General features: G+C 39.2%; 25 protein-coding genes. 10 read left to right on the top strand and 15 right to left on the bottom strand.

All coding sequences use genetic code 11. The features are described from left to right. Nucleotides 1-382: 382 nt before the first annotated feature. On the bottom strand, nt 383-742 hold the full coding sequence (locus tag K7X70_RS03925; RefSeq protein WP_222535821.1) for a CoA-binding protein: 360 nt from the start codon (nt 740-742) through the stop codon (nt 383-385). A 48-nt stretch (nt 743-790) separates the two neighbouring features. On the opposite strand from K7X70_RS03925, the gene K7X70_RS03920 reads away from it, so the two are divergent. Next, nucleotides 791-976 carry a hypothetical protein gene (locus K7X70_RS03920; protein ID WP_222535820.1) on the top strand — a complete coding sequence of 62 codons (186 nt, stop codon included), beginning with the start codon at nt 791-793 and terminating at the stop codon, nt 974-976. A gap of 66 nt (nt 977-1,042) precedes the next feature. Here K7X70_RS03920 and K7X70_RS03915 read toward each other — a convergent pair whose 3' ends face one another. Continuing rightward, nucleotides 1,043-2,584 carry an NAD(P)/FAD-dependent oxidoreductase gene (locus K7X70_RS03915; RefSeq protein ID WP_222535819.1) on the bottom strand — a complete coding sequence of 514 codons (1,542 nt, stop codon included), beginning with the start codon at nt 2,582-2,584 and terminating at the stop codon, nt 1,043-1,045. A 308-nt stretch (nt 2,585-2,892) separates the two neighbouring features. Between K7X70_RS03915 and K7X70_RS03910 the strand changes: the two genes are divergently transcribed. The 5 genes from K7X70_RS03910 to K7X70_RS03890 all read left to right on the top strand — a co-directional run bounded on the left by K7X70_RS03910 (nt 2,893) and on the right by K7X70_RS03890 (nt 5,736). Further along, nucleotides 2,893-3,474 (top strand): LemA family protein, encoded by a 582-nt coding sequence (locus K7X70_RS03910; protein WP_222535818.1) that lies wholly within the window; start codon nt 2,893-2,895, stop codon nt 3,472-3,474. 81 nt (nt 3,475-3,555) lie between these two features. Further along, the gene (locus tag K7X70_RS03905) at nt 3,556-4,005 is read left to right on the top strand and encodes a TPM domain-containing protein (protein WP_222535817.1); all 450 of its coding nucleotides are present in this window, start codon (nt 3,556-3,558) and stop codon (nt 4,003-4,005) included. Further along, entirely contained in the window at nt 4,002-4,778 is a 777-nt protein-coding gene (locus K7X70_RS03900) for a TPM domain-containing protein (protein ID WP_222535816.1), read from the top strand. Before K7X70_RS03905 ends, K7X70_RS03900 begins: the two co-directional genes overlap by 4 nt. A gap of 5 nt (nt 4,779-4,783) precedes the next feature. Continuing rightward, entirely contained in the window at nt 4,784-5,176 is a 393-nt protein-coding gene (locus K7X70_RS03895) for a hypothetical protein (protein WP_222535815.1), read from the top strand. Nucleotides 5,177-5,184: 8 nt separating this feature from the next. Next, on the top strand, nt 5,185-5,736 hold the full coding sequence (locus K7X70_RS03890) for an NUDIX hydrolase (protein WP_222535814.1): 552 nt from the start codon (nt 5,185-5,187) through the stop codon (nt 5,734-5,736). Nucleotides 5,737-5,821: 85 nt separating this feature from the next. Here K7X70_RS03890 and dnaA read toward each other — a convergent pair whose 3' ends face one another. The 3 genes from dnaA to K7X70_RS03875 all read right to left on the bottom strand — a co-directional run bounded on the left by dnaA (nt 5,822) and on the right by K7X70_RS03875 (nt 9,524). Further along, nucleotides 5,822-7,252, bottom strand: coding sequence for a chromosomal replication initiator protein DnaA (gene dnaA, locus K7X70_RS03885; RefSeq protein ID WP_222535813.1), 1,431 nt, complete (start codon nt 7,250-7,252; stop codon nt 5,822-5,824). Between the two features lie 194 nt (nt 7,253-7,446). Beyond that, nucleotides 7,447-8,994, bottom strand: coding sequence for an acyl-CoA mutase large subunit family protein (locus tag K7X70_RS03880; RefSeq protein ID WP_222535812.1), 1,548 nt, complete (start codon nt 8,992-8,994; stop codon nt 7,447-7,449). A gap of 2 nt (nt 8,995-8,996) precedes the next feature. Further along, on the bottom strand, nt 8,997-9,524 hold the full coding sequence (locus K7X70_RS03875; RefSeq protein ID WP_222535811.1) for a DUF7935 family protein: 528 nt from the start codon (nt 9,522-9,524) through the stop codon (nt 8,997-8,999). A gap of 88 nt (nt 9,525-9,612) precedes the next feature. Here K7X70_RS03875 and K7X70_RS03870 point away from each other — a divergent pair, with 88 nt between their 5' ends. Continuing rightward, complete coding sequence (locus K7X70_RS03870) at nt 9,613-9,966, top strand: HesB/IscA family protein (RefSeq protein WP_062546909.1); 354 nt, start codon at nt 9,613-9,615, stop codon at nt 9,964-9,966. 111 nt (nt 9,967-10,077) lie between these two features. Next, nucleotides 10,078-11,310, top strand: a complete 1,233-nt coding sequence (locus K7X70_RS03865) for an ABC transporter permease (RefSeq protein ID WP_222535810.1) — start codon at nt 10,078-10,080, stop codon at nt 11,308-11,310. 66 nt (nt 11,311-11,376) lie between these two features. Here K7X70_RS03865 and rfbB read toward each other — a convergent pair whose 3' ends face one another. From rfbB to K7X70_RS03840, 5 genes are read right to left on the bottom strand one after another with little or no spacing between them, the layout of a single operon-like run. Then, a complete protein-coding gene (rfbB, locus tag K7X70_RS03860) occupies nt 11,377-12,432 on the bottom strand; it encodes a dTDP-glucose 4,6-dehydratase (protein ID WP_222535809.1) in 1,056 nt (351 codons plus the stop codon). Between the two features lie 36 nt (nt 12,433-12,468). Next, a complete protein-coding gene (locus K7X70_RS03855; RefSeq protein WP_222535808.1) occupies nt 12,469-13,035 on the bottom strand; it encodes a hypothetical protein in 567 nt (188 codons plus the stop codon). Further along, nucleotides 13,036-14,058 (bottom strand): UDP-glucose 4-epimerase GalE, encoded by a 1,023-nt coding sequence (gene galE, locus K7X70_RS03850; RefSeq protein ID WP_222535807.1) that lies wholly within the window; start codon nt 14,056-14,058, stop codon nt 13,036-13,038. A 9-nt stretch (nt 14,059-14,067) separates the two neighbouring features. Beyond that, nucleotides 14,068-15,057, bottom strand: coding sequence for a UDP-glucuronic acid decarboxylase family protein (locus K7X70_RS03845; RefSeq protein WP_222535806.1), 990 nt, complete (start codon nt 15,055-15,057; stop codon nt 14,068-14,070). Further along, entirely contained in the window at nt 15,057-16,367 is a 1,311-nt protein-coding gene (locus K7X70_RS03840; RefSeq protein ID WP_222535805.1) for a UDP-glucose dehydrogenase family protein, read from the bottom strand. The genes K7X70_RS03845 and K7X70_RS03840 overlap by 1 nt, the downstream gene beginning before the upstream one ends. 63 nt (nt 16,368-16,430) lie before the next feature. Here K7X70_RS03840 and K7X70_RS03835 point away from each other — a divergent pair, with 63 nt between their 5' ends. After that, nucleotides 16,431-17,648 (top strand): 3-deoxy-D-manno-octulosonic acid transferase, encoded by a 1,218-nt coding sequence (locus tag K7X70_RS03835; protein WP_222535804.1) that lies wholly within the window; start codon nt 16,431-16,433, stop codon nt 17,646-17,648. 44 nt (nt 17,649-17,692) lie between these two features. Here K7X70_RS03835 and hemH read toward each other — a convergent pair whose 3' ends face one another. From hemH to K7X70_RS03810, 5 genes are all read right to left on the bottom strand, one after another. Next, nucleotides 17,693-18,709 carry a ferrochelatase gene (hemH, locus tag K7X70_RS03830; protein WP_222535803.1) on the bottom strand — a complete coding sequence of 339 codons (1,017 nt, stop codon included), beginning with the start codon at nt 18,707-18,709 and terminating at the stop codon, nt 17,693-17,695. Between the two features lie 90 nt (nt 18,710-18,799). Next, nucleotides 18,800-19,648: a 4-hydroxy-3-methylbut-2-enyl diphosphate reductase gene (locus tag K7X70_RS03825; protein WP_222535802.1), complete on the bottom strand. Its 849-nt coding sequence runs from the start codon at nt 19,646-19,648 to the stop codon at nt 18,800-18,802. Nucleotides 19,649-19,728: 80 nt separating this feature from the next. Continuing rightward, the gene (locus tag K7X70_RS03820; protein ID WP_222535801.1) at nt 19,729-20,688 is read right to left on the bottom strand and encodes a glycosyltransferase family 2 protein; all 960 of its coding nucleotides are present in this window, start codon (nt 20,686-20,688) and stop codon (nt 19,729-19,731) included. Continuing rightward, the gene (locus tag K7X70_RS03815) at nt 20,685-21,308 is read right to left on the bottom strand and encodes a 1-acyl-sn-glycerol-3-phosphate acyltransferase (RefSeq protein ID WP_222535800.1); all 624 of its coding nucleotides are present in this window, start codon (nt 21,306-21,308) and stop codon (nt 20,685-20,687) included. The genes K7X70_RS03820 and K7X70_RS03815 overlap by 4 nt, the downstream gene beginning before the upstream one ends. Nucleotides 21,309-21,345: 37 nt before the next feature. Further along, entirely contained in the window at nt 21,346-21,855 is a 510-nt protein-coding gene (locus K7X70_RS03810) for a phosphoribosyltransferase family protein (protein WP_062546897.1), read from the bottom strand. Between the two features lie 134 nt (nt 21,856-21,989). Here K7X70_RS03810 and K7X70_RS03805 point away from each other — a divergent pair, with 134 nt between their 5' ends. After that, a complete protein-coding gene (locus K7X70_RS03805) occupies nt 21,990-22,706 on the top strand; it encodes a head GIN domain-containing protein (RefSeq protein ID WP_222535799.1) in 717 nt (238 codons plus the stop codon). Nucleotides 22,707-22,757 lie beyond the last annotated feature (51 nt).

The raw sequence follows: 22,757 nt of genomic DNA, 5'->3' as shown, positions 1-22,757 counted from the left end.
AGAAATCTTTTTGTTATTGTCAAGCTTTATTTGAAAATAAATCTTTTTGTTTTTCTGGTAGTTAAACCGGTAAAACCAACTTTAACCAACTCCTACTGCAATCTTTCAAATCCTTCTCTCTATATCTTTCGCACAAACCCTTCCTCCGAAGCGGGATGCAAAAGTAGGAAAATTTAACGGCTCTGCAAACAATATCGCCCTTATAGTTGTATCGAATCTCTAACTACATGAATTACAGCGCAAAAGAATAACATAGATTTAACATAGAACACCAGAGTTAGAAAACATGTCGTACATCTATTGTTCTAAATGACATAGTACATATACATAGCCTCAAATTCATCAGCAATATTCAGCCTTTACAAAACCAATAGCCTCTATCTTAATACTGCCCTGTTGATAGCAAAACTAAAGTACAAGCCTCTACTGGCTCAATATTATTCTCTTTTAAAAGAGATTCAAGTTCTTCGTTCTCTGTACCTGGATTAAAAATCACCCTTTTAGGTTTAGTCTGCAGGATATAATCATAATAGCTATGCTGTATATCTTCTCCTATATATAAAGTAATCGTATCAATATCTTCATGTACAGTTCCGGGCTGTTCGATAGTTACTCCCGCAACCTCTCCTTTTTTCACACCAACATTAACAAATGGATGCCCTTTTGCTTTCAACATATGAGCAGCTTTAAAAGCATAACGCATAGGATTTGGGGAAGCCCCAATAATTAATGTATTTTTCATTTTGTAAATATTTAGGTTTACTTAACCCATCGCAACTTAAAAACTGTGATGAATATTCAAATATTTTTAGAAGGGTTTTTCCTGCAGAAAATCAAACGTGGTGCCAGCAAAAATTACAAAGCGATTCAATCTTCAGCAGTAAATCAAACTGATCCACAAGTAATCAAACGAACAAGCGAATGGGCCAAGCCAAGAGTCATAATCGGCTATCCACGTCAAAACGCAATAAATTAATAAACAAGCCTATTCACAAGTCATCCTCCCGACGAAATAAACAACAAAAACACAAATCTGTTTCTATTAAGCTAATTTAAGAATCGCATTTGCACAGTTTACCCCATCAATTGCGGCAGAAACAATCCCTCCTGCATAACCAGCACCTTCTGCACAAGGAAACAGACCTGCAACTTGCGGGTGTTGAAAAGTCTCCTTATCTCTTGGAATACGAACTGGAGAAGAACTTCTGCTTTCCACTCCTACAAGAATAGCTTCATTTGTATAATAACCTTTCATTTTCTTTCCAAAAAGCGGCAGCGCATTTCTTAAACTCGAAGCTACAAAATCAGGTAGGGTGTCTTTTAGCATCACACTTTTTGTTCCTGGCAGATACGAGTTTTTAGGCAAATCAATAGACACCCTATTCTCTACAAAATCCACCATTCTTTGTCCGGGCGCAACAAGGTTCCCCCCTCCTAACTGAAAAGCTGTACGCTCAATTTCTGCCTGAAAGTTCATCATCCTTAAAGGATCTGTTCCTTTTACATCATCAAGCGTGATCTGCACCACAGTTCCTGAATTGGCGAATGGGTTATTTCTTTTAGACGGAGACCATCCATTTACCACAATCTCATTGTCGTGGGTAGCACAAGGGGCAATAATTCCACCTGGACACATACAAAATGAGAAAACACCCCTGCTTCCCACCTGTTCCACTAAACTATAGTATGCTGGAGGCAGAAACTCACTGCGAATATCGCAATGGTATTGAGCAGCATCGATGATGGCCTGAGGATGTTCGATCCTCACACCAAGCGCAAATGGCTTAGCCTCTACTAAAATATTTTTACTGTTTAATAACTCATAAATATCTCTTGCTGAGTGCCCAGTGGCCAAAATAACCGCATCAGCCATCAATTTCCCCTCCCCATTGATCACCACACCTTTAATTTTCCCAAAATCAATCAGTAAATCAGTCACTTTCTGATCAAAGCGTACTTCGCCACCGGCACTGAGGATACGTTCTCTGATAGCAGTTATAATTTGAGGCAGTTTATTTGTACCAATGTGTGGACGCGCGTCTACTAAAATATCCTCAGTTGCACCATGCTCCACAAATATCTGCAAGACCTTATTGATGTCACCACGTTTATTGGATCGGGTATAGAGTTTACCATCAGAATAAGTTCCTGCACCACCTTCCCCATAGCAATAATTGGATTCTGTATTTACGATACCGTCCTTATTGATCGCCGCCAAATCCCTTCTACGTTGTTTTACATCTTTACCACGTTCTAAAACAACAGGTTTAAACCCATTTTCGATACATTGTAAAGCAGCAAACAAACCAGCAGGACCGGCTCCAACAATAATTACAGGCTTTTTATCGCTCACATTTGGATAATTTACCTCAAAAACTTCTATCACAGGCTCCTCATCGATAAATACCTTTACTTGCAGGCGATAAATCACTCTTCTTGAGCGTGCATCAATAGATCGTTTTAAAATCTTATATCCTTTAATTCGTGTTTGTTTTATTTCTAAGACTTCAGATAAGGCACTTTTTAAGATGGCTTCCTGTTCAACAACTTCAGGAGCCAGGGTAATTTCTATTTCTTTTTGCATAAATATGTCAGGTTTTTATCCTGAACCGCAGCAAATATAGGAAATCCTGAGTTGATGATAGAAATCTTCATCTAGTGAAATAATGCAAAAAGGTCTTAATACATGAGCTAATGACTGACAGAAATGCCGTTTAATTGAGAATTACAGGCTGATTCGTCATTTTTGCAAAAACCTGTCATGTTTTTATACGGATTCGTAACAAAGGTACGGAAATTGAGTTCTAATGTGTAAATTAACACTAGAAAAACAAAAACGCAAAACCTGAACATAACTACAGTTAGTGATCAGGGCAATTAAAAACAGAAATTATGAAAAAAACAGTATTAGCAATAGTCGGTATTTTAGTTTTATTGGTAGTCGTAAGCGGTTGTGGCTACAATGGCCTGGTTAAATTAGATGAAGATGTGAAGGCCAAATGGAACCAGGTAGAAACCCAATACCAAAGACGTTCAGATTTAATTCCTAACCTTGTGAATACCGTTAAAGGTGCTGCGAAATTCGAGCAATCTACTTTAACTCAAGTTACAGAAGCACGTGCTAAAGCTACTCAGGTAACGATTGACCCAGACAAATTAACTCCAGAAAATATTGAAAAATACCAGGCAGCACAAGGACAGGTAAGTCAGGCCCTTGGACGCTTGTTAATGGTTACTGAAAATTACCCTGAACTAAAAGCTACAGAACAGTTCAGAGATGTTTCTGCTGAACTTGCAGGAACAGAAAACAGAATTGCTGTAGCGCGTAAAGATTTCAATGAAGCAGTACAGATTTATAATACCAAAGTAAGGTCATTCCCAAATAACATTACTGCTGGCATATTTGGTTTTAGCCAAAAAGCAGGCTTTAAAGCGGATGCTGGTTCAGAAAAAGCGCCAAAAGTAGAATTCTAAAATACCGTCACAACATTTAAGGGTAATCTGTGTTTTAGTTAAAAAAACAGATTACCCTTATCTTTATACAGTTATCCTATTATGGGAATTTTCACAGAACAAGAACAAGAATTAATAGCCAATGCGATTTCAGAAGCTGAAAAAGCGACTTCAGGCGAAATCAGAATAGCAGTAGATAAACATTGCGAAGGCGATCCGATTGAGAAAGCAACTTCCTACTTTGCCAAATTAGGCATGGAAAAAACATCAAGGCACAATGGCGTACTCATCTACTTGGCTTACATTGACCATAAATTTGCCATTATTGGCGATAGTGGCATCAATAAAGTGGTCCCTGAAGACTTTTGGGAAACTACCAAAGTGGCCATGACTGCGCATTTTTCCGGTGGAAATCTAGTTCAGGGAATTATTGCCGGAATCATGTTAGCAGGTGAAAAACTAGCTACCTTTTTTCCTTATGAAGGAGGAGACATCAATGAATTACCTAATGAAGTTATCTTTATGGACCAGTATAAATCCGTAAAGCCATGAAAAAAATAATCATAGCTTTCTTATTTATCCTCGTTTCAACTGTAGGTTTTGCACAGGACTTTCCGGCTAAACCAAACAAACTGGTGAATGATTATACAGGAACATTAACTCCTGCTCAGCTCCAGCAGCTCGAACAAAAACTCGTAGCCTTTGACGACTCCACTTCTACACAAATTGCTATCGCGATCGTGAAATCTGTAGGTGATTATGATATTGGTGAATATGCACTGGAACTAGGTAGAAAATGGGGCGTGGGTGGAAAAGGCAAAGACAACGGCATCATGATCGTTGCAGCACTGGGAGACCGGAAAATATCCATCCAAACTGGTTATGGTGTAGAGGGAGTGCTTCCTGATTTATATGTCCGTAGAATTATAGACAATGACATCAAGCCTTATTTTAAAACAGGTGACTATTTTGGAGGCCTGCAGTCTGGTACCGATGCCATTATCAGTTATACCAAAGGTGAATATAAAAACGACAAGCCTAAAGCCGGGAAAAGTGAAGGAGGAGCTGGTGGTATCATTGTAATTATTATCATTGTGATCGTTGTAATTATAGTCCTTAAAAAAGGTGGCGGCAGTGGTGGTGACGGACAGGTGATCGGCAGTCGCGGTGTTGCAGATGCACTTTTTTGGAGCATGTTATTAGGCGGAGGAAGAGGTTCTGGCGGAAGTGGTTTCGGCGGTGGCAGCAGTAGTGGTGGCGGAGGCGGCTTTGGCGGCTTCGGCGGAGGTAGTTTTGGTGGTGGAGGCAGTAGCGGTAGCTGGTAAAAATTATGCTTAGAAGAGACTTAATGACAGCTGAGATCCAAAAAATGGCTCAGGTACTCGCCCGAATTATGGGACTAAAATTAGAAGGGAAATTAGAAGAAGCTGAGGATCTTTTCAAAGAATCCTTGCTTAAGGAATTTGAAATCACTGAAGAAAAGCTGCTGGCTTATACTCATGAGGAATTCCACACTTTCCTTCTTTCTAAAGAATTTCCAGCAGAAAAACTGGATATGTTCAGCCAATTCCTGTATGCAGACCTAGCTCCTTCCCAACAAGCGGAAAGAAATCAGCTAGTTGCAGAAAAACTAAAACTCATTTATAAAATGCTGGAGGAGCAACACCATATCATCAGCATGACCAATATGGATCGACAAAAAAAGATCCAGCAATACCTTTAATCCCTAACATGGAAATACTAAAATGGCAAAAAATTTCATCCAGATACCTGGTGAAAGAACGATGGGCAACTTTACGTGTGGATACTTGTAAGCTTCAAAACGGAACTACAAAAGATGATTATTACGTACTGGAATACCCAAACTGGGTGAATGCAGTAGCACTAACGGAAGACAATGAGATCATCATGGTACGTCAATATCGTCATGGTGCAGATATCATTTCACTGGAAATACCTGGTGGAGTAATTGATGGAGATGAAAAGCCAGAAGATGCAGTAAAAAGAGAATTGCTGGAAGAAACCGGTTATACTTTTAAAACGATCAGTCACCTGGCCACGCTTTATCCGAATCCTGCAACCTCAGATAATGTCACTTTTACCTATCTCCTTACCGGAGGTGTTAAAACTCAGGAACAGCACTTGGATGAACATGAAATCCTGAACGTGGAGAAATACAGTATCCCAGCAGTTAAACAACTGCTAATGGACAATCAAATTGCTCAATCTTTACATGCTTCAGCTCTATTTTACGGCTTAATGAAGCTGGATACAATAAAATAAGTTTTAAAATTTATCCTTTAATAAAAAAGCGCTGCTAAAGTGTTCAAACTTTAGCAGCGCTTTTTTGTAAACCACCAAATAAAGGCTAAGCCATTTTTAATTTCTTCTGAATATCGTGCACATAGCCCTTAAATTTCTTATCTGTATCAATTAGGTCTTCTACCGTCTGACAGGCATAAATCACTGTCGAGTGGTCTCTACCACCAAAAAATGCGCCTATAGTTTTTAAAGAAGACTTGGTATGGCTTTTAGATAAATACATAGAAATCTGTCGAGCCTGTACGATTTCACGTTTTCTTGTTGGAGATTTCACCATATCTACCGGAACTTCAAAATATTCACAAACTAATTTCTGAATATATTCCATGGAGATCTCTTTTGAAGTGTTTTTGATGAAGTTCTTCAACATCTGCTTCGCAAGATTCAAGTCAATATCTTTTTTGTTTAAAGTAGACTGCGCTAAAAGGGAAACCATTGCACCTTCCAGCTCCCTTACATTATTATCAATATTATGCGCAACGTATTCTACAACTTCATTAGGAAGTTCAATACCATCGGCATACATCTTCTTTCTAAGAATTGCAATTCTGGTTTCCAGATCCGGTATCTGAAGATCTGCTGATAATCCCCATTTAAAACGACTCAGCAACCGCTCTTCTAATCCTGCCAAGTCTTTAGGCGCTTTATCAGAAGAAAGGATCACTTGCTTTCCTGACTGGTGTAAATGATTAAAAATATGAAAAAATATATCCTGAGTTTTTTCTTTACCTGCAAAATTATGCACATCATCCATGATTATCACATCCATTGCCTGATAAAAATTCACAAAATCATTAATGGTGTTATTTTTTAACGAATCAACAAACTGCTGGCAAAATTTTTCACAAGAAACATAAATCACCAATTTATCCGGCATGTTTCGTTTGATCTCATTGCCAATCGCTTGAGCTAGATGGGTTTTACCCAACCCTACTCCACCATAAATCATTAAAGGATTAAAGGAAGTCCCACCTGGCTTAGCAGCAACGGCATAACCCGCCGAACGTGCTAAACGATTACAATCGCCCTCTATGTAATTGTCGAAAGTATAATTCGAGTTCAGTTGAGGATCTACCGTCAGTTTCTTTAATCCTGGTATGATAAATGGATTTCTGATATCCTTATTAATAGAAACCGGAATCGGCATGGTTTGAAACTTAGCCTCCGCCCCATTGCCATTACTTGGCATATTGGTGGTATAAGGTGATCCACTTTTCGAAGACTTGTCGACCACAATATTATATTCCAGCCTGCCATCATCACCAAGCTGTTTCTTAACGGTCTTTCGCAGCAATCCAACATAGTGTTCTTCCAGCCATTCATAGAAGAATAAACTCGGTACTTGTATTGTTAAAACATTGCCATCCAACTTGAGAGCGGATATTGGCTCGAACCAGGTTTTGAAACTCTGGCCCGGTATGTTATCCTTTATAATTTGGAGACAGCTTTTCCATACTTCGGTACAAGTTTTTTCCATTTTTATGATACAATTAGTTGGTTAACAGGGACGATATGGGCACATTGACAATGCCCTTTCGAGATATCGAATATTCAAAAAATTATCAACAAAAAAAACTAAATTTTAATATATTCAGTAAGCACTTAAATAGCAGAGGATTAGCGCAGTTAACCTGAATTTATTATGTGGATAACTATTTTTTAACATCCCCTTTAATATTCACCAAAAACACTACGCATCACATCTGAAACCTCGCCTAGCGTTGCATATGCCTCTACAGCCACCAGAATAAAAGGCATTAAGTTTTCTGTTCCTTTTGCAGCGCGTAATAAATCTTTCAAAGCTTTTTCTACAGCTGCCGAATCCCGCTCAGATTTCAACTTATTTAACTTGTCTGTTTGAATGGTTCTTATCGATTCATCGATGGTAAACACATCATTAATTCCTTCTTTTTCCTGAGTGAATTTATTGACGCCAACGATGACCCTGCTGCCATCTTCAATCTCTAATTGATATTGGTAAGCGGCATTACCGATTTCATTCTGGATATATCCATTTTCTATGGCATTCACTGATCCGCCCATGGCATCAATTTTATCAATATAAAGCTGTGCGGCAGTCTCAATTTCATCTGTTAGGTTTTCCACAAAGAAGGAACCGGCCAATGGGTCTACTGTATCTGTAATACCACTTTCAAAGGCAATGACCTGCTGTGTACGCAGGGCGATTTTAGCGGCGGCTTCCGTAGGCAGTGATAGCGCCTCATCGTAACCATTTGTATGTAAAGACTGTGTACCACCCAGCACTGCTGCCATGGCCTGGCTAGTTACCCTGATCACATTGTTTAACGGCTGCTGGGCGGTTAGCGTAGAGCCGCCTGTTTGCGTATGAAAACGCAGCATCTGTGCTTTCTCATCTGTAGCTCCTAAATCTTTAGTGATTTTGGCCCACATCCTTCTGGCTGCACGGAACTTCGCAATCTCTTCAAAGAAATTATTGTGACAATTAAAGAAAAAAGAAAGGCGTTTTGCAAAGACATTAATATCCAGCCCTTTTTCTAAAGCAGCATTTAAATAAGCCTTACCATTTGCCAGGGTAAAAGCCAGCTCCTGCACTGCTGTAGAACCTGCTTCCCGGATATGATATCCTGAAATAGAGATCGTATTCCATTTGGGCACTTCTCTGCTGCAGTATTCAAAAATATCGGTAATGATCCTCATAGAAGATTTAGGAGGATAGATATAAGTTCCTCTTGCCGCATATTCTTTTAATATATCATTCTGTATCGTTCCAGAAATCTGCCTGATATCGGCTCCCTGCTTTTTTGCCAGTGCGATATACATAGCCAGCAAAATAGAGGCTGTGGCATTGATCGTCATTGAAGTGGTAATCTTTTGAAGTTCGATTCCATCAAATAGAATTTCCATATCTTTCAAAGAGTCTATGGCTACCCCTACTTTTCCTACTTCACCTTCAGACATTTCATGATCAGAATCATATCCAATCTGCGTGGGCAGGTCAAATGCAACAGACAAGCCCATTGTTCCTTGTTTCAACAGGTAATGGTAGCGTTTATTCGATTCTTCAGCAGTAGAAAACCCGGCGTACTGACGCATCGTCCAAAGACGCCCCCGATACATATCCTTTTGAATCCCTCTGGTATAAGGAAACTCTCCAGGCAATTCCGTCATAGGTTTTGCGCTGGTATATAATTCTTTGATTTCTATCCCTGAAGTGGTCGTAATCTTCTTCTCTTCCATAATTAAAACAATTGATGAATATCCTTTTTAATCAGATCCAGCGTCAAATCATAAGGATTATCTGCAATTTCTGCCATCTGCTGCAGCACTTTTTTACTTAAATCCATTCCTGTAGCTTGCTCAGGTAAGCCTTGAACCCCATTATTCACCATTGCTAAAGTATCATCCTTTAATTTACGAACTACATTCCATATTCTCTCAGAAACATACAGCTGCTGCGTCACGTTGTGCTGATATTCAGACCTGATTTCATTTAAAATCGCTGCTTGAAGTTCTGGCACAGAAATCCCAGGCATATATACCCGAAGCAATAAATTACTTGGGTTAATTCTTTCTACGAATACAATTAAGCGTTCATGAGCTTGAAGGCGTAAGGCAAATAGCTGTGTTCTTTCGTCTTTCTTACCGGCAAATCTCCATCTAAAATATTTATCAATGTCGTTCTTGATCAGATAGTAACCTACAGAAACGGTTACTACACCGGCAACTGTTATGGGCGCTACTGCTGTTAATATAGATTCTATACTCATTCCTTTGTTTAAATACCGTAATAATTAGCGATAACCCTGACAAAAATGTACATTTTATTTATATTTGTTATTCCTAATTTTAAATAACATGAGTAATACAGTTGATACCGCATTTGCACCGGTTACCTTTACAGAAACTGCTGTAAAAGAACTTTTTAAGTTAAAAGACCAACAAGAAATCGCTGACGACTTCGGCTTACGTGTAGGAGTAGAAGGTGGTGGCTGCTCAGGAATGAGTTATGTTTTAGGTTTCGATCAAAAGAAAGAAGGAGATCAGGAATATATCATTGATGGCATCAAGGTTTTCATGCATAAAGCACACCAGATGTATCTAATGGGCATGCAGGTAGATTGGCAGGATGGACTAAATTCAAGAGGATTTACGTTCAACAACCCTAATGCAGCTAGCACATGTGGCTGTGGTACCAGCTTCTCTGCATAAATAGATTTTTATATAGGGAATTAGGTTTCCTTTGTAACATTATAACAGGTCTCGTTGTCTTAACAACGGGACTTTTTATTTTTATCCCTTCAAGAATCTTATTTCTAAAGAATGACCTATACAGAAAACGTAAGAATTGCCCTACAATCTATAAAAAGTAACCGGTTGCGTACCATGCTGACCGCGTTGATCATTGCGATAGGTTTATCTGCTTTAGTAGGAATTCTAACCACCTTGGATGCGGTTAAAACCAGCATGACAGAAGCTTTTTCCAGCATGGGCGCCAATTCTTTTACCATCAGAAATCGTGGGGTAGGCATCCGGATTGGAGGAGGTGGGAAAAGACCCAAGCCCTTCAAGACCATTCGTTACGAAGATGCCATTGCCTTTAAGAACCAGCTAAAAACCCCTGCAACAGTAGCCATCAATGTCATGGTAACTTATGGTGCTACCATCAAATATGGAACGGAAAAAACGAATCCAAACATTAACATTCAGGGAATTGATGAGAATGGTATGAATTCCATGGGACTTGAACTCACCGCTGGCAGGAATTTTACCACCACAGAAGTGGAGAACGGAAATAACGTTTGTATCATAGGAAGTGAGGTCAGTGAAAAACTATTCAAGAAGGAATCTCCCATTGATAAAATCATTAACGTTGGCGGTACCCGGCTGAAGGTAATCGGATTGCTGGCTTCAAAGGGATCTAGTATGGGATTCTCCGGAGACCGAGCTGTTTATGTCCCTTTATTAAAGGCCAAAAAAATCAATTCCAATGGCAATCCTTCTTACAATATAGTAGTGATGGTGCCCAGCAATGAAATGCAGGAAGACATCATTGGAGAGGCTACCGCTGAATTCCGAAACATTAGAAAAGTTAAAGTTGCCGAACCTAATAACTTCGAGATCATAAAAAGTGATGCCATTGCCCAAACCTTATTTGAGAACTTAAAATATGTAGTATGGGGCGGAATTGCGATTGGCGCGATTACCCTGATTGGTGCCTCTATCGGCTTAATGAACATCATGCTGGTCTCTGTTACGGAACGAACAAGAGAAATAGGCATTAGGAAAGCGATTGGTGCAAATCCATCCGTGATCCGTAAACAATTCTTAATTGAGGCAGTGATTATATGTCTGATGGGAGGTGCTTTTGGAATCTTCCTCGGGATCACCATAGGAAACGTAATCTCTTTGGCAATGGGTGGTGCCTTTATCATTCCATGGCTATGGATCTTTGGAGGATTCGTGCTTTGTGTACTCGTTGGCATCATGTCCGGTTATTACCCGGCTAAAAAAGCATCCAAATTAGATCCTGTGGAAGCCTTAAGATATGAGTAATGGAAACCTATAAAACAAGAAAGGCCATCTTTAGCGATGGCCTTTCTTGTTGATAACCGACAGTTTTTATCTGCCTTGGTATTGTGTTTCGTAATAAGCTTTATAGATTCCAGAGGTCACATTTGAAAGCCATTCTTCATTTTCCAGGTACCATTCAACTGTTTTCTCCAGTCCCTCTTCAAACTGAAGACTAGGTACCCAGTTTAATTTGTGCTGCAATTTCGTAGAATCGATCGCATAACGCAGGTCATGTCCAGCTCTATCAGTCACAAAAGTGATCAACTTCGCAGAATCACCAGGCGTTCTATTCAGTTTACGGTCCATGATTTCACATAATAAATGGATCAGATCGATGTTTTTCCACTCGTTATGTCCACCGATATTATATGTTTCACCGGTTTTTGCACCATGAAAAATCACATCAATAGCACGTGCATGGTCTTCTACCCAAAGCCAGTCTCTCACGTTCTCTCCTTTTCCATAAACTGGAACAGACAAATTATTCTTGATGTTATTGATCGCTAGAGGAATCAATTTCTCAGGAAAATGGTGAGAACCATAGTTATTTGAGCAATTAGAAATGACCACATCCAAACCATAAGTATCATGGTAAGCCCTCACAAAATGGTCAGAAGACGCTTTTGAAGCAGAGTAAGGGCTATGCGGATCGTAAGCCGTAGTTTCTGTAAACATTCCGGTTTCGCCCAATGCGCCATATACTTCATCAGTAGACACATGGTAGAAACGTTTTTTATCATAATCACCTTTCCAATGTGCTCTGGCTGCATTCAAAAGGTTAACCGTACCAATTACATTAGTCATTACAAATGCAGTTGGATCAGCAATTGACCTGTCTACATGAGATTCGGCGGCCAAATGGATGACTGCATCAAAATTCTCCTGTTCAAATAAATCGTTCATGGCTACAGCATCAGTAATGTCTGCTTTCACAAAGCGATAATTTGGCAAATCTTCTACATCTGTTAAGTTTGCCAGGTTTCCTGCGTACGTTAATACGTCAAGATTTAGGATTTCATAATCCGGATAGTTGCTCACAAATCGGCGTACTACATGTGAACCAATAAATCCAGCGCCACCCGTGATTAATATTTTCTTTTTCATTTCAATAGGTATTTCATTTTCAATACTCGGTGTACCTTAAATCTCTTTAGGCAAACCCAATTCTTTAGCAACAGGAGCTGTTTTATGCTGATATAATTTTGCTAGAACTTCATTAAAACCTGGTTTAAGGTCAAATTGAGTTTCCTCGTGCATTTTCAGGTACTTATTATAGACCGAAAACACAGACTTAGCAAAATAAATCATTAACTTTTCATTGAACTTATGCAGTGCAGAAAATACCCCTTCATTAAAATCAATAGGAATCACTTTGAAAAGATGAATTCGCAATTCAATTTCAGAATTTAAGTCTTTCGTCACTTTAAAATGGTGGGTAATGCTCCCGTTTAGCTTCCTCATTTTAAGTAAAGCTTCTTTAGCATTCCTCCTTCTATTGGACATCAGCTCTTCGATTTCCTCATCAATACGGGCGCTAAGCTGCTCCTGCCTGTCTACCAAATCCTGCTCACCTTCCATCAATAAAAAATGCAAGTGTTCCGTAAGGATTTTATCTTTCGCGATCAACCGGAGCAACAGCTTATCCTTTTCCTTTTGAGGAAGAGATTTAATTTCCAGCTTGAGGTCTTTATGCTCGCTCAATAACATCTAAAATGGGTTATCTTTTAAATATTTCTCCCAGTTCCATGCAGAAGACATCATCACATTGATATCACGTTCAGCTGTCCATCCTAAATCTTTGGCAGATTTAGTCACGTCACCCCAAACTTTTTCAATATCACCTTCTCTTCTTGCACCAATGGTATAGCTTAACTTTTGACCTGTTGCTTTTTCAAAAGCCTCAATCACCTGCAATACAGTAGTACCTGTACCTGTTCCTAAATTGAAAACTTCATAATTTGTTTCCGCTTGATTGTTTTCTAGTCTTTGGATTGCAGCCACATGCGCTTTAGCTAAATCTACTACGTGGATATAATCCCTGATTGCGCTGCCATCTGGAGTATCGTAATCATTTCCATAAACCGTAATCGGTCCACGTTTTCCAATAGCAGACTGCGTAATAAAAGGAACCAGATTTTGTGGAACCCCGATTGGCAATTCGCCGATTAATGCAGAATCATGTGCCCCTACCGGATTAAAGTAACGCAAAGCAATCACATTTAATTCAGGCGTTACAGCACAGCTTTCCTGCAAAATCTCTTCTGCGATCTGCTTGGTGTTTCCATAAGGAGATTCTGCTTTTTTAACTGGTGCAGCTTCCGTTACTGGCAGCACATCTGGCTGACCATAAACTGTACAAGAAGAAGAAAACACAAGATTTACCTTACTATTAAAGCCATTGATGACATTAATCAAAGAATAAAAATTGTTTCTATAATATTTTAAAGGCTGTTGAACAGATTCTCCTACTGCTTTAAATGCAGCAAAATGAATTACTCCTGAGATGTCCGTATTTGCTGCAGCGAATGCTTTTACTTTTACTTCATCACATAAATCCAATTCAACGAATTCAGGTACTCTTCCGGTAATGGCTTCAATCTGTTTAAGGATTTTCGGATTAGAGTTAGAAAAATCATCAACGATCACTACATCATATCCAGCATTGTAAAGCTCAACGACAGTATGTGATCCAATAAAACCGGTACCACCAGTTACTAGTATTTTCGACATTATTATATATTAGCGGTTATAAGTTGCAAAATCTTTATGTTCTTTATTCACCAATGCTTCTGCTGGCAAAGATTTGAAATATTCATAAGTAATCTTCAAACCCTCTGCTCTGCTCACTTTAGGCTCCCAACCTAAAAGTTCTCTGGCTTTGGTAATATCCGGACGCCTTTGTTTAGGATCATCCACGGGTAAATCACGCAGCACCAATTTCTGTGTGGTACCGGTTAGCTTGATAATTTCCTCACCGAATTGCTTGATGGTGATCTCATCAGGGTTACCGATGTTCACTGGCATTGCATAATCACTTAGCAATAACCTGTAAATACCTTCTACTAAATCATCCACATAACAGAAAGAACGGGTTTGAGAACCATCACCAAATACGGTCAGGTCTTCACCACGTAATGCCTGTCCGATGAAAGCAGGTAAAACACGGCCATCATTTAGGCGCATTCTTGGACCATAAGTATTGAATATCCTTACAATTCTGGTTTCTAAACCATGGAAAGTATGGTAAGCCATGGTCATTGCTTCCTGAAAACGTTTCGCCTCATCGTAAACACCTCTAGGACCAACTGGGTTTACATTACCCCAATATTCTTCCGGCTGTGGATTTACATTGGGATCTCCATATACTTCCGAAGTGGAAGCAATTAGCATCCTGGCATTTTTACTTTTTGCCAGACCTAATAAATTATGTGTACCTAATGAACCTACTTTTAACGTTTGAATTGGTATTTTTAGATAGTCAATCGGACTTGCCGGTGAGGCGAAGTGTAAGATATAATCCAAATCCCCTGCTACATAAACGAATTTGGATACATCATGGTGTGCAAATTCGAAGTTTTCCAGTTTGAACAAATGTGCAATATTCGCAAGGTCTCCGGTGATTAGGTTATCCATTGCGATCACATGGTAATCTTCTTTAATAAAACGATCACATAAATGTGAACCCAGGAAGCCTGCTGCTCCGGTAATCAATACTCTTTTACGTCCCATTAATCTATTAATTTACGACCAATACTATTATAATAATAACCCAAATCAATCATTTTTTCCAGGTCATATAAATTACGTCCATCAAAAATCACTTTATTACCCAGGTTTTCTTCCATTTTCTCAAAATCAGGATTTCTAAAAACAGACCATTCAGTAGCGATCAATAGCGCATCTGCATTTTGCAAAGCTTCATACTGATCGGCAACGAAGCTGATTTTATCACCTAAAAGACGTTTCACATTCTCCATTCCTTCCGGATCAAAGGCAGCAACAGTAGCGCCATATTTCAGCAGTTCATCGATAATATACAATGCCGGAGCTTCGCGGATATCATCAGTTTCTGGTTTGAAAGCCAATCCCCACAAAGCAAAATGCTTGCCTTTAAGATCACCTTTATAATATTTCAACAGTTTATCTACCAAAACTGTCTTTTGTTTCTCATTTACCTCCATCACTGCTTTCAGGATCTGGAAATCATATTGATGTTCATCAGCAGATTTAGCCAAAGCCTGAACATCTTTAGGGAAGCAGCTTCCTCCGTAACCGATTCCTGGGAAAAGGAAACGCTTGCCAATTCTGGCATCAGAACCAATTCCTTTACGTACCGCATCTACATCTGCATCTACAATCTCACAAAGATTTGCGATTTCATTCATGAATGTAATCTTCGTAGCCAGGAAAGAATTGGCTGCATATTTTGTCAGCTCAGAAGAACGCTCATCCATAAACAAGATTGGATTTCCTTGTCTCACATAAGGGCCGTATAATTCAGCCATTAATTTCTGTGCCCTTTCACTTCTTGTGCCGATCACAACGCGATCTGGTTTCATGAAATCTTCTACAGCTACCCCCTCACGAAGGAACTCAGGGTTAGAAACCACATCAATTTCTATGTTCGTATTTGCCTGAAAAACGGCTTGAACTTTATCTGCCGTCCCTACAGGCACGGTAGATTTGTTGACGATCACTTTATATTCCGTAACCAATTTGGAAATATCTTTTGCTGCGCCAAGGATGTAGGAAAGATCGGCAGCACCATCACCCCCTGGAGGAGTTGGTAAAGCCATAAATATGATCTGTGCATCCTGAATACCATGTGCAAGATCAGTTGTAAAAGTTAACCTTCCCTGAGCAATATTTCTATGAAATAACACGTCTAGTCCTGGTTCATAGATGGGTACCTGACCATCCTGCATCTTCTTAACTTTAGCAGCATCTATATCTACACAAATTACTTTGTTTCCTGTTTCTGCTAAGCAGGTACCAGTTACCAAACCCACATATCCTGTTCCAATAACAGCTATTTTCATATATTAATTACGTTTTAATTTTAATGAAGTATCTTCGGCTAAGATAATAAATAAACACACAAAATGCTTTGGCTTTATAATATAGGAATCTCTTTTTATGGATTAGTGCTGCGCGTATTTTCCTTATTCAATACAAAAGCCAAACTGTTTATCGAAGGTAGAACTCAACTTTTTGAGCATATAGAAAAAACATTGGATGCTTCGAAAGCCAATATATGGTTTCATTTTGCCTCACTGGGCGAATTCGAGCAGGGAAGACCTGTTTTGGAAAAAATAAAAACACTTCATCCCAATAAAAATATCGTGGTTACCTTCTTCTCCCCTTCGGGATATGAGGTCAGAAAAAACTATGCTGTGGCAGCTGGTGTTTTTTATCTGCCTTTAGATACTGCTAAAAATGCCAAAAGGTTTGTTGCAGCGATCAAACCCGAAATTGCCATCTTCACCAAGTATGAATATTGGTACCATTATTTCAAAGTCTTACATCAGCAAAACATCCCTTTATATGTAATTTCCGGGATTTTCCGGCCAGATCAGATATTTTTCAAATGGTACGGTGCCTTTAACCGCGAAATCCTAAGTTTCGTCACCCATTTCTTTGTTCAAAACCAGGAGAGCGTTGACTTATTAAAAACCATTCATTTGGAAAATGTAAGTCTAAGTGGAGATACGCGTTTCGATCGTGTAGCCGAGAATGCACAATCGCCAAAGACCATTCAAGAAGTCGCGGATTTCTGCGGGTCAAATCCGGTATTTATTGCGGGCAGTAGCTGGCCAGCCGATGAACAGTTGATTGCCGGACTTATTGACCAGCATCAAGACTGGAAATTCATCATTGCACCGCATGAAACGGATGATTCACATATTGAAGCGCTAAAAAAACTTATTCCCGCAGCAATTACTCATTCCGGATTATTAAAAGGAAAGGAGAAAACTGCTCAAACCCTCATCATAGACAACATCGGCATGCTCTCCTCACTTTACCAATACGGCAATATTGCCTATATCGGAGGAGGATTCGGGGCGGGTATCCACAATACCCTGGAAGCTGCGGCTTATGGAATCCCCGTGATTTTTGGTCCTAAGTATGCTAAATTTCAAGAGGCAAAAGACTTGATTGAAATTGGAGCAGCCATTAGTATTGAAACAGAAAGCGATCTTTCTGCCGCTTTTCTACAATTCCAAAAGAATGCAGTTGCGGGAAAGATCGCTCAGAAATATGTACAGGATAAAACCGGTTCTACCCGCCAGATCCTGGATTATATTGCTCGTAATTTCTAATTCTTTATCAGAAACTATTGTTTTTATCAGTTATGAAGCAATGCTTAGGATGGTTTCACCATTTCAACCAGTGCTTCAATAAATTTAGGATCGTCATTTAAGCTAGCCACCAACTGAACTTCTTCACCGCCAAGGGCTCTGAATTCCTCATGGTATTCTACACTTACTTCGTAAAGTGTTTCTAAGCAATCTGCCACAAAGGCCGGACAGAATACCAACAGCCTCTTCTTCCCTTTTTCCGCAAGTTCTTTTAAAACATCGCTGGTATAAGGCTGCACCCAAGGCTCCTTTCCTAATCTCGATTGGAAACATACTGAATATTTTTCAGCAGGAATGTTCAATCTTTTAGCGATCAGTCTGGCAGTATCATGACACTGTGCAGAATAGCAAAACTTGTTCACATCGGTTAAGGTACTGCAGCAATCGTCTTTTTTTAGGCAATGCTGACCGGTATGGTCACATTTCTTTAATTGTCTTTCTGGCAAGCCATGGAAACTAAATAAGATCTGATCATAACTTTCCGGTTGATACTTTTGCGCGTTTTCAGCGAAAGTATCAATCATCAATTCATTATCATGGAAAGAGTTGATAAAGCTGATTGGTGGAACCGTTTGCCATTTGCTCACTAGTTCCATCACCTTTTGGATCACCGAACCTGTACTTGCAGAGGCATATTGCGGGAACAAAGGAATCACTTGAATGCTTTCTACCAATCCCGCTTTTAGTCTGTCCAGACCTGAAGCAATAGAAGGATTTTGGTAACGCATGGCCAATTCAACCTGATATCCATCGCCAAGTTTCTCCTGAAGCATCGCTGCCTGGATTTTGCTGTAATACAATAAAGGCGATCCATTTTCATCCCAGATCTCCTTATATAATTTAGAAGTTTTAGGGCTGCGGAAAGGAACGATAATTCCTTTCACCAATAATGTTCTCTGAAAAGCGTTGATATCAATCACGCGCTCATCCATCAAAAACTCATCAAGATATGTCCGTACATCACTTACTTCCGGACTATCCGGAGTTCCTAAATTAACTAGCAGTATGCCCTTTTTTCCCATAATTTTAGCAAAAATAATTAATCAAATGATTATAACCCGGTATCTCTACTGGTAAAACCAATAATTACTTTTTTATGATGTAATATTGTATTAATAAGATTCTAAAGTTGATTTTACTTGCTCCATTAGCCACATTGGCGTAGAGGTGGCTCCACAAATCCCGACCTTATCATTTGCGGCAAACCAACTTTGGTCGAGTTCTTCCACATTTGAAATAAAGTAGGCATTGGGATTGTATTTTTTACAGACATCGTACAGAACCTTTCCATTGGAAGATTTTTTTCCGGATACAAAGATGATCTTATCAAAATCAACCACGAATTTTTCTAAATCTCCATAACGATTAGAGACCTGGCGACAAATCGTATCATTTGCTTTCACTTCATATCCCCTGCTGAGCAGCTGATCTTTGATGTGGTAGAATTTATCTGTGCTTTTGGTTGTCTGACTGTACAAAGTGAATTTTGAAGGTAAATCTACATCATCCAATTCTGCAAGATCCTGGAATACGATGGCTTTCCCATCTGTTTGTCCTTGCAAACCAATTACCTCCGCATGGCCATGTTTTCCGAAAATCAGAATCTGCTCGTCGTCATCATGCGAATTTTTAATCCTGTTCTGCAGTTTTAATACTACCGGACAAGAAGCATCAATGAGGATCAGGTTATTTTCCATTGCCAGCTGATAAGTCGAAGGTGCTTCTCCATGTGCTCTGATCAAAACCTTTTCATTTTTCAAGGTTTGCAGCTGCTCATGATCAATGATACGAAGTCCTTTAGCGGTTAATCGCTTCACCTCTTCATCGTTATGCACAATGTCGCCGAGGCAATACAAATAATCCTCATGGTCTAAAATATCCTCAGCCATATCGATTGCATATACTACCCCGAAACAAAATCCTGATGCTTTATCTATTGTGACGGCTAAATCGTATCCCATAAATTATTTAATAAGTAACCACATACAGTTACAAAATTACATAAAAAGAGTTTGATATGCTATTTCTGGGGTCTGATATGCTAATTCTTAGACTTAAATACAGCAAGAAAGCTGTTCCAGCATTGGTTCATCACCAGCCAGGTTAAACTGATCATTTGTAATGGATGGTACAAGACAGAAGGAATAGGTTTTTGGGCCGTCAAATAAGCAATCATCATTCTTGATAAAAAGATCAGGCCATAGGGCAGCAGCAGAAATACCGGGGCTAAAGTTAGCGCCATCGCAATTGGACCGCCGACCACCAGTATCAGATAAGCTAAAGCAACAATGGGCTGCTGATTAAAATTAAGCATCAGGCGTCTGGAAAGATCAGTCATATCTGCCTTGCTTTCTTCCAGATCAATCAACTTGTTTCCCAGCAGCAGTTCTGCATTTAACTTTTCCTGCTTTACCATTTTCATCATTTCCAGGGCACCCTGATTGGAATATTTAAGGGTATCATCCCATTCGTATTGGCGATAAACATCCGCATCAAAGAATAAACAGGCGCCATTTACCATTGAAAATGAAGGATGTTTCAGCAGTCGGACTAACCTTAAAGGGAATAAATTCAACAACACAAAATCAGTCAGCGGATAAATACAGTTGGCGATAAATCCAGAAATTCGAGGCGTAGGAATGACACTCAGCATAGCGAGTTTGAATACAGTAGTCCGATAAATCAGACTGTTAATAAATCCTCTTTGAATTAAAGTATTGGCATCTAGAAATAGAAAGTAAGCACCATTAACGGCAGCTATCACATCCGGGCGATGGATCCGCTGAATGAGAATCTCATAATTTTTATAATCCTGTGCGGAGATACTAGCGATCAATTGCGCTGCTTCTTCTTCAGACTGCTTGACTTTTATGATGATCAGCACTTTGTCTGTAAAAGACCTGCCATAATTCCCAATTTTAGGGTTGGAAAGAAAATTAAACAGCGTAACTGAAAAACGAAGGACTAAAAAGACGAGTACGATATAAAGAAAAAAAATCATGCAGACTTTTTGCTTTGTCTATGAATGGCCCCATTGTAATGTTTGTTGTATTCTCTTTTCAGCAGCTGCAAGCTGATATATTCTTCCGCCACCCAGGTACAGAGGTAACTTTTGGCCATTGGCTTTCTTTTGTCAAAATAATCGGTAAATGTGGCAGAAAATACTACTTGAAACTTTTTCTTTGAAGCATTGATCAATTGCATCACTCCTTTTTCAAAAGAGATATTGCTCACATAACTGGTGTAAAGCTTACCCTGCGGAAATAAAAGCACTAAGTTTTGAGGATCATCTAATAGCTGTCCGGCATAAGCCAGTGTTTTTACCACATCTTTCCCCTTCACTTTGGAAGCAAAAGCACCGAGGTATTTTAAATACCATCGCCGCTGATAATCTTCTTCGCTGACCAGCACATGGAATTCTTTCTTAAAAACTACCTTATTCAATTGAAACATCAGGAAACCATCCCACCAGCTAAAATGATTGGCGAGGAGCAATATCGCCTCGTCCTCCTTCACCTCCAGCCGGTCGTAAGTATAGCTTGAAAAATCCTTTTTTATGATATAAGCGCTATACCAGGAAAAGAATTGAAAAATTAACTTGCTTTTGCGGGACGGGTACATCTCTCTAAAATGAGAAAAATATGCCTTAAATCCAAGATTAACTTAAATAAACGCGATCCTCTTCTCCTGCTACATCAATCACTACATCTACATGCTCCTTTAAAACGGTAGCCATCTGTAAACCAACAAAATCCGTTGCAATAGGAAATATTTTATGGCTTCTATCTACCAATACAACGGTTCTGATCTTTTTATGCGGGGTATTCAGGAAAACACCTAAGCCATAAGCCAATGTTTTACCACTATTGAGTACATCATCAACTAAGATGATCACTTTATTTTTCCAATGGCTCTCATCAAGATCCGTATTGGCAACCAGTTTGCTATTTAAGCGATCCAGCTCAATTTTCAACATGGTAATTTTCAGGTCTGAAATCTTAGCCAATACTTTCTTTAGTCGCAGGGCCACTTTATACCCTCGATCCCATATTCCAGCCAATACAATTTCCTTCTCATTCAGGTTATCTTCCAGTATCTGGTAAGCAATCCTATTAATCTTTTGTTGTATCTGCTTCTTGTCAAGAATAAGCAATTGAGATTCTGCCATTTGTTATTTACTAGTTTATACTACAAAAAGAACGATTTTAAGGGGTATATTCAAATATTTAAAAAATAAATTCCAAATCCTGCAACGTTTAGGCAGGAATGGTGTCTAATCAATGTAACCAAATCAGAAATCCCATGAAAAGCACCTTACTATTTAAATCAGCATTACCTGTACTTTTTGCTTTTTCCCTATTTACTATCCCTGCGAAAGCGCAGCAAGACAAAAATATCCCATTAACGAATTACAATGAAATTACTGTTTCCAGCGGAATAGACCTTTATCTTACCCAGAGTAATTCTGAGAACATTAAACTGACTGGCCATGAAGAGATTTTAAAAAATGTGGTAGTTGAGAAGAATGGCTCAGGGTTAAACATCAAATATAAAGACAACCAGGGCTGGGGAAGGAAGTTCAAAGGACAAAGCGTCAAAGTTTATGTGAACTATAAAACATTAAAAGCCATTACCGCTAGCGGCGGCAGTGATGTTTATAGTCAGAATACCATTAAAACACCAAAATTAAGCCTGCGTGCTTCCGGTGGCGCCGACCTTTCTTTAGACATCCAGGCTGATGATCTGGAAGTAACTACAAGTGGCGGGTCAGATGCCAAACTTAAAGGAACAGTAAAAAATATGATTATAGTGAGCAGTGGCGGCAGTGATGTACACGCTTACCAGCTGATCAGTGACTACGCAAAAGTAACTTCCAGTGGTGGTTCAGATGCGAATGTATATGTAAACAAAGGATTAGAAGCAAGTGCGAGTGGCGGCAGTGATATCCATTATAAAGGAAATGCAGCGTTGAATAAGACCTCTAGCTCAAAAAGCGGAGATGTTATTCATGTAAAATAATTTAGACCATTAGTTTTTAGTTTATCCCTACACAGGTAATACCTGGTAGGG

This window comes from Pedobacter polysacchareus, assembly GCF_019802255.1.
Taxonomy (GTDB): domain Bacteria; phylum Bacteroidota; class Bacteroidia; order Sphingobacteriales; family Sphingobacteriaceae; genus Pedobacter; species Pedobacter polysacchareus.
This window is presented reverse-complemented; position numbering and strand designations above follow the sequence as displayed.

Excerpts from the sequence above, each read along its gene's own strand:
- K7X70_RS03925 (WP_222535821.1), bottom strand. The coding sequence starts at position 742 with ATGAAAAATACATTAATTATTGGGGCTTCCCCAAATCCTATGCGTTAT.
- K7X70_RS03920 (WP_222535820.1), top strand. The coding sequence starts at position 791 with ATGAATATTCAAATATTTTTAGAAGGGTTTTTCCTGCAGAAAATCAAA.
- K7X70_RS03915 (WP_222535819.1), bottom strand. The coding sequence starts at position 2,584 with ATGCAAAAAGAAATAGAAATTACCCTGGCTCCTGAAGTTGTTGAACAG.
- K7X70_RS03910 (WP_222535818.1), top strand. The coding sequence starts at position 2,893 with ATGAAAAAAACAGTATTAGCAATAGTCGGTATTTTAGTTTTATTGGTA.
- K7X70_RS03905 (WP_222535817.1), top strand. The coding sequence starts at position 3,556 with ATGGGAATTTTCACAGAACAAGAACAAGAATTAATAGCCAATGCGATT.
- K7X70_RS03900 (WP_222535816.1), top strand. The coding sequence starts at position 4,002 with ATGAAAAAAATAATCATAGCTTTCTTATTTATCCTCGTTTCAACTGTA.
- K7X70_RS03895 (WP_222535815.1), top strand. The coding sequence starts at position 4,784 with ATGCTTAGAAGAGACTTAATGACAGCTGAGATCCAAAAAATGGCTCAG.
- K7X70_RS03890 (WP_222535814.1), top strand. The coding sequence starts at position 5,185 with ATGGAAATACTAAAATGGCAAAAAATTTCATCCAGATACCTGGTGAAA.
- dnaA (WP_222535813.1), bottom strand. The coding sequence starts at position 7,252 with ATGGAAAAAACTTGTACCGAAGTATGGAAAAGCTGTCTCCAAATTATA.
- K7X70_RS03880 (WP_222535812.1), bottom strand. The coding sequence starts at position 8,994 with ATGGAAGAGAAGAAGATTACGACCACTTCAGGGATAGAAATCAAAGAA.
- K7X70_RS03875 (WP_222535811.1), bottom strand. The coding sequence starts at position 9,524 with ATGAGTATAGAATCTATATTAACAGCAGTAGCGCCCATAACAGTTGCC.
- K7X70_RS03870 (WP_062546909.1), top strand. The coding sequence starts at position 9,613 with ATGAGTAATACAGTTGATACCGCATTTGCACCGGTTACCTTTACAGAA.
- K7X70_RS03865 (WP_222535810.1), top strand. The coding sequence starts at position 10,078 with ATGACCTATACAGAAAACGTAAGAATTGCCCTACAATCTATAAAAAGT.
- rfbB (WP_222535809.1), bottom strand. The coding sequence starts at position 12,432 with ATGAAAAAGAAAATATTAATCACGGGTGGCGCTGGATTTATTGGTTCA.
- K7X70_RS03855 (WP_222535808.1), bottom strand. The coding sequence starts at position 13,035 with ATGTTATTGAGCGAGCATAAAGACCTCAAGCTGGAAATTAAATCTCTT.
- galE (WP_222535807.1), bottom strand. The coding sequence starts at position 14,058 with ATGTCGAAAATACTAGTAACTGGTGGTACCGGTTTTATTGGATCACAT.
- K7X70_RS03845 (WP_222535806.1), bottom strand. The coding sequence starts at position 15,057 with ATGGGACGTAAAAGAGTATTGATTACCGGAGCAGCAGGCTTCCTGGGT.
- K7X70_RS03840 (WP_222535805.1), bottom strand. The coding sequence starts at position 16,367 with ATGAAAATAGCTGTTATTGGAACAGGATATGTGGGTTTGGTAACTGGT.
- K7X70_RS03835 (WP_222535804.1), top strand. The coding sequence starts at position 16,431 with ATGCTTTGGCTTTATAATATAGGAATCTCTTTTTATGGATTAGTGCTG.
- hemH (WP_222535803.1), bottom strand. The coding sequence starts at position 18,709 with ATGGGAAAAAAGGGCATACTGCTAGTTAATTTAGGAACTCCGGATAGT.
- K7X70_RS03825 (WP_222535802.1), bottom strand. The coding sequence starts at position 19,648 with ATGGGATACGATTTAGCCGTCACAATAGATAAAGCATCAGGATTTTGT.
- K7X70_RS03820 (WP_222535801.1), bottom strand. The coding sequence starts at position 20,688 with ATGATTTTTTTTCTTTATATCGTACTCGTCTTTTTAGTCCTTCGTTTT.
- K7X70_RS03815 (WP_222535800.1), bottom strand. The coding sequence starts at position 21,308 with ATGTACCCGTCCCGCAAAAGCAAGTTAATTTTTCAATTCTTTTCCTGG.
- K7X70_RS03810 (WP_062546897.1), bottom strand. The coding sequence starts at position 21,855 with ATGGCAGAATCTCAATTGCTTATTCTTGACAAGAAGCAGATACAACAA.
- K7X70_RS03805 (WP_222535799.1), top strand. The coding sequence starts at position 21,990 with ATGAAAAGCACCTTACTATTTAAATCAGCATTACCTGTACTTTTTGCT.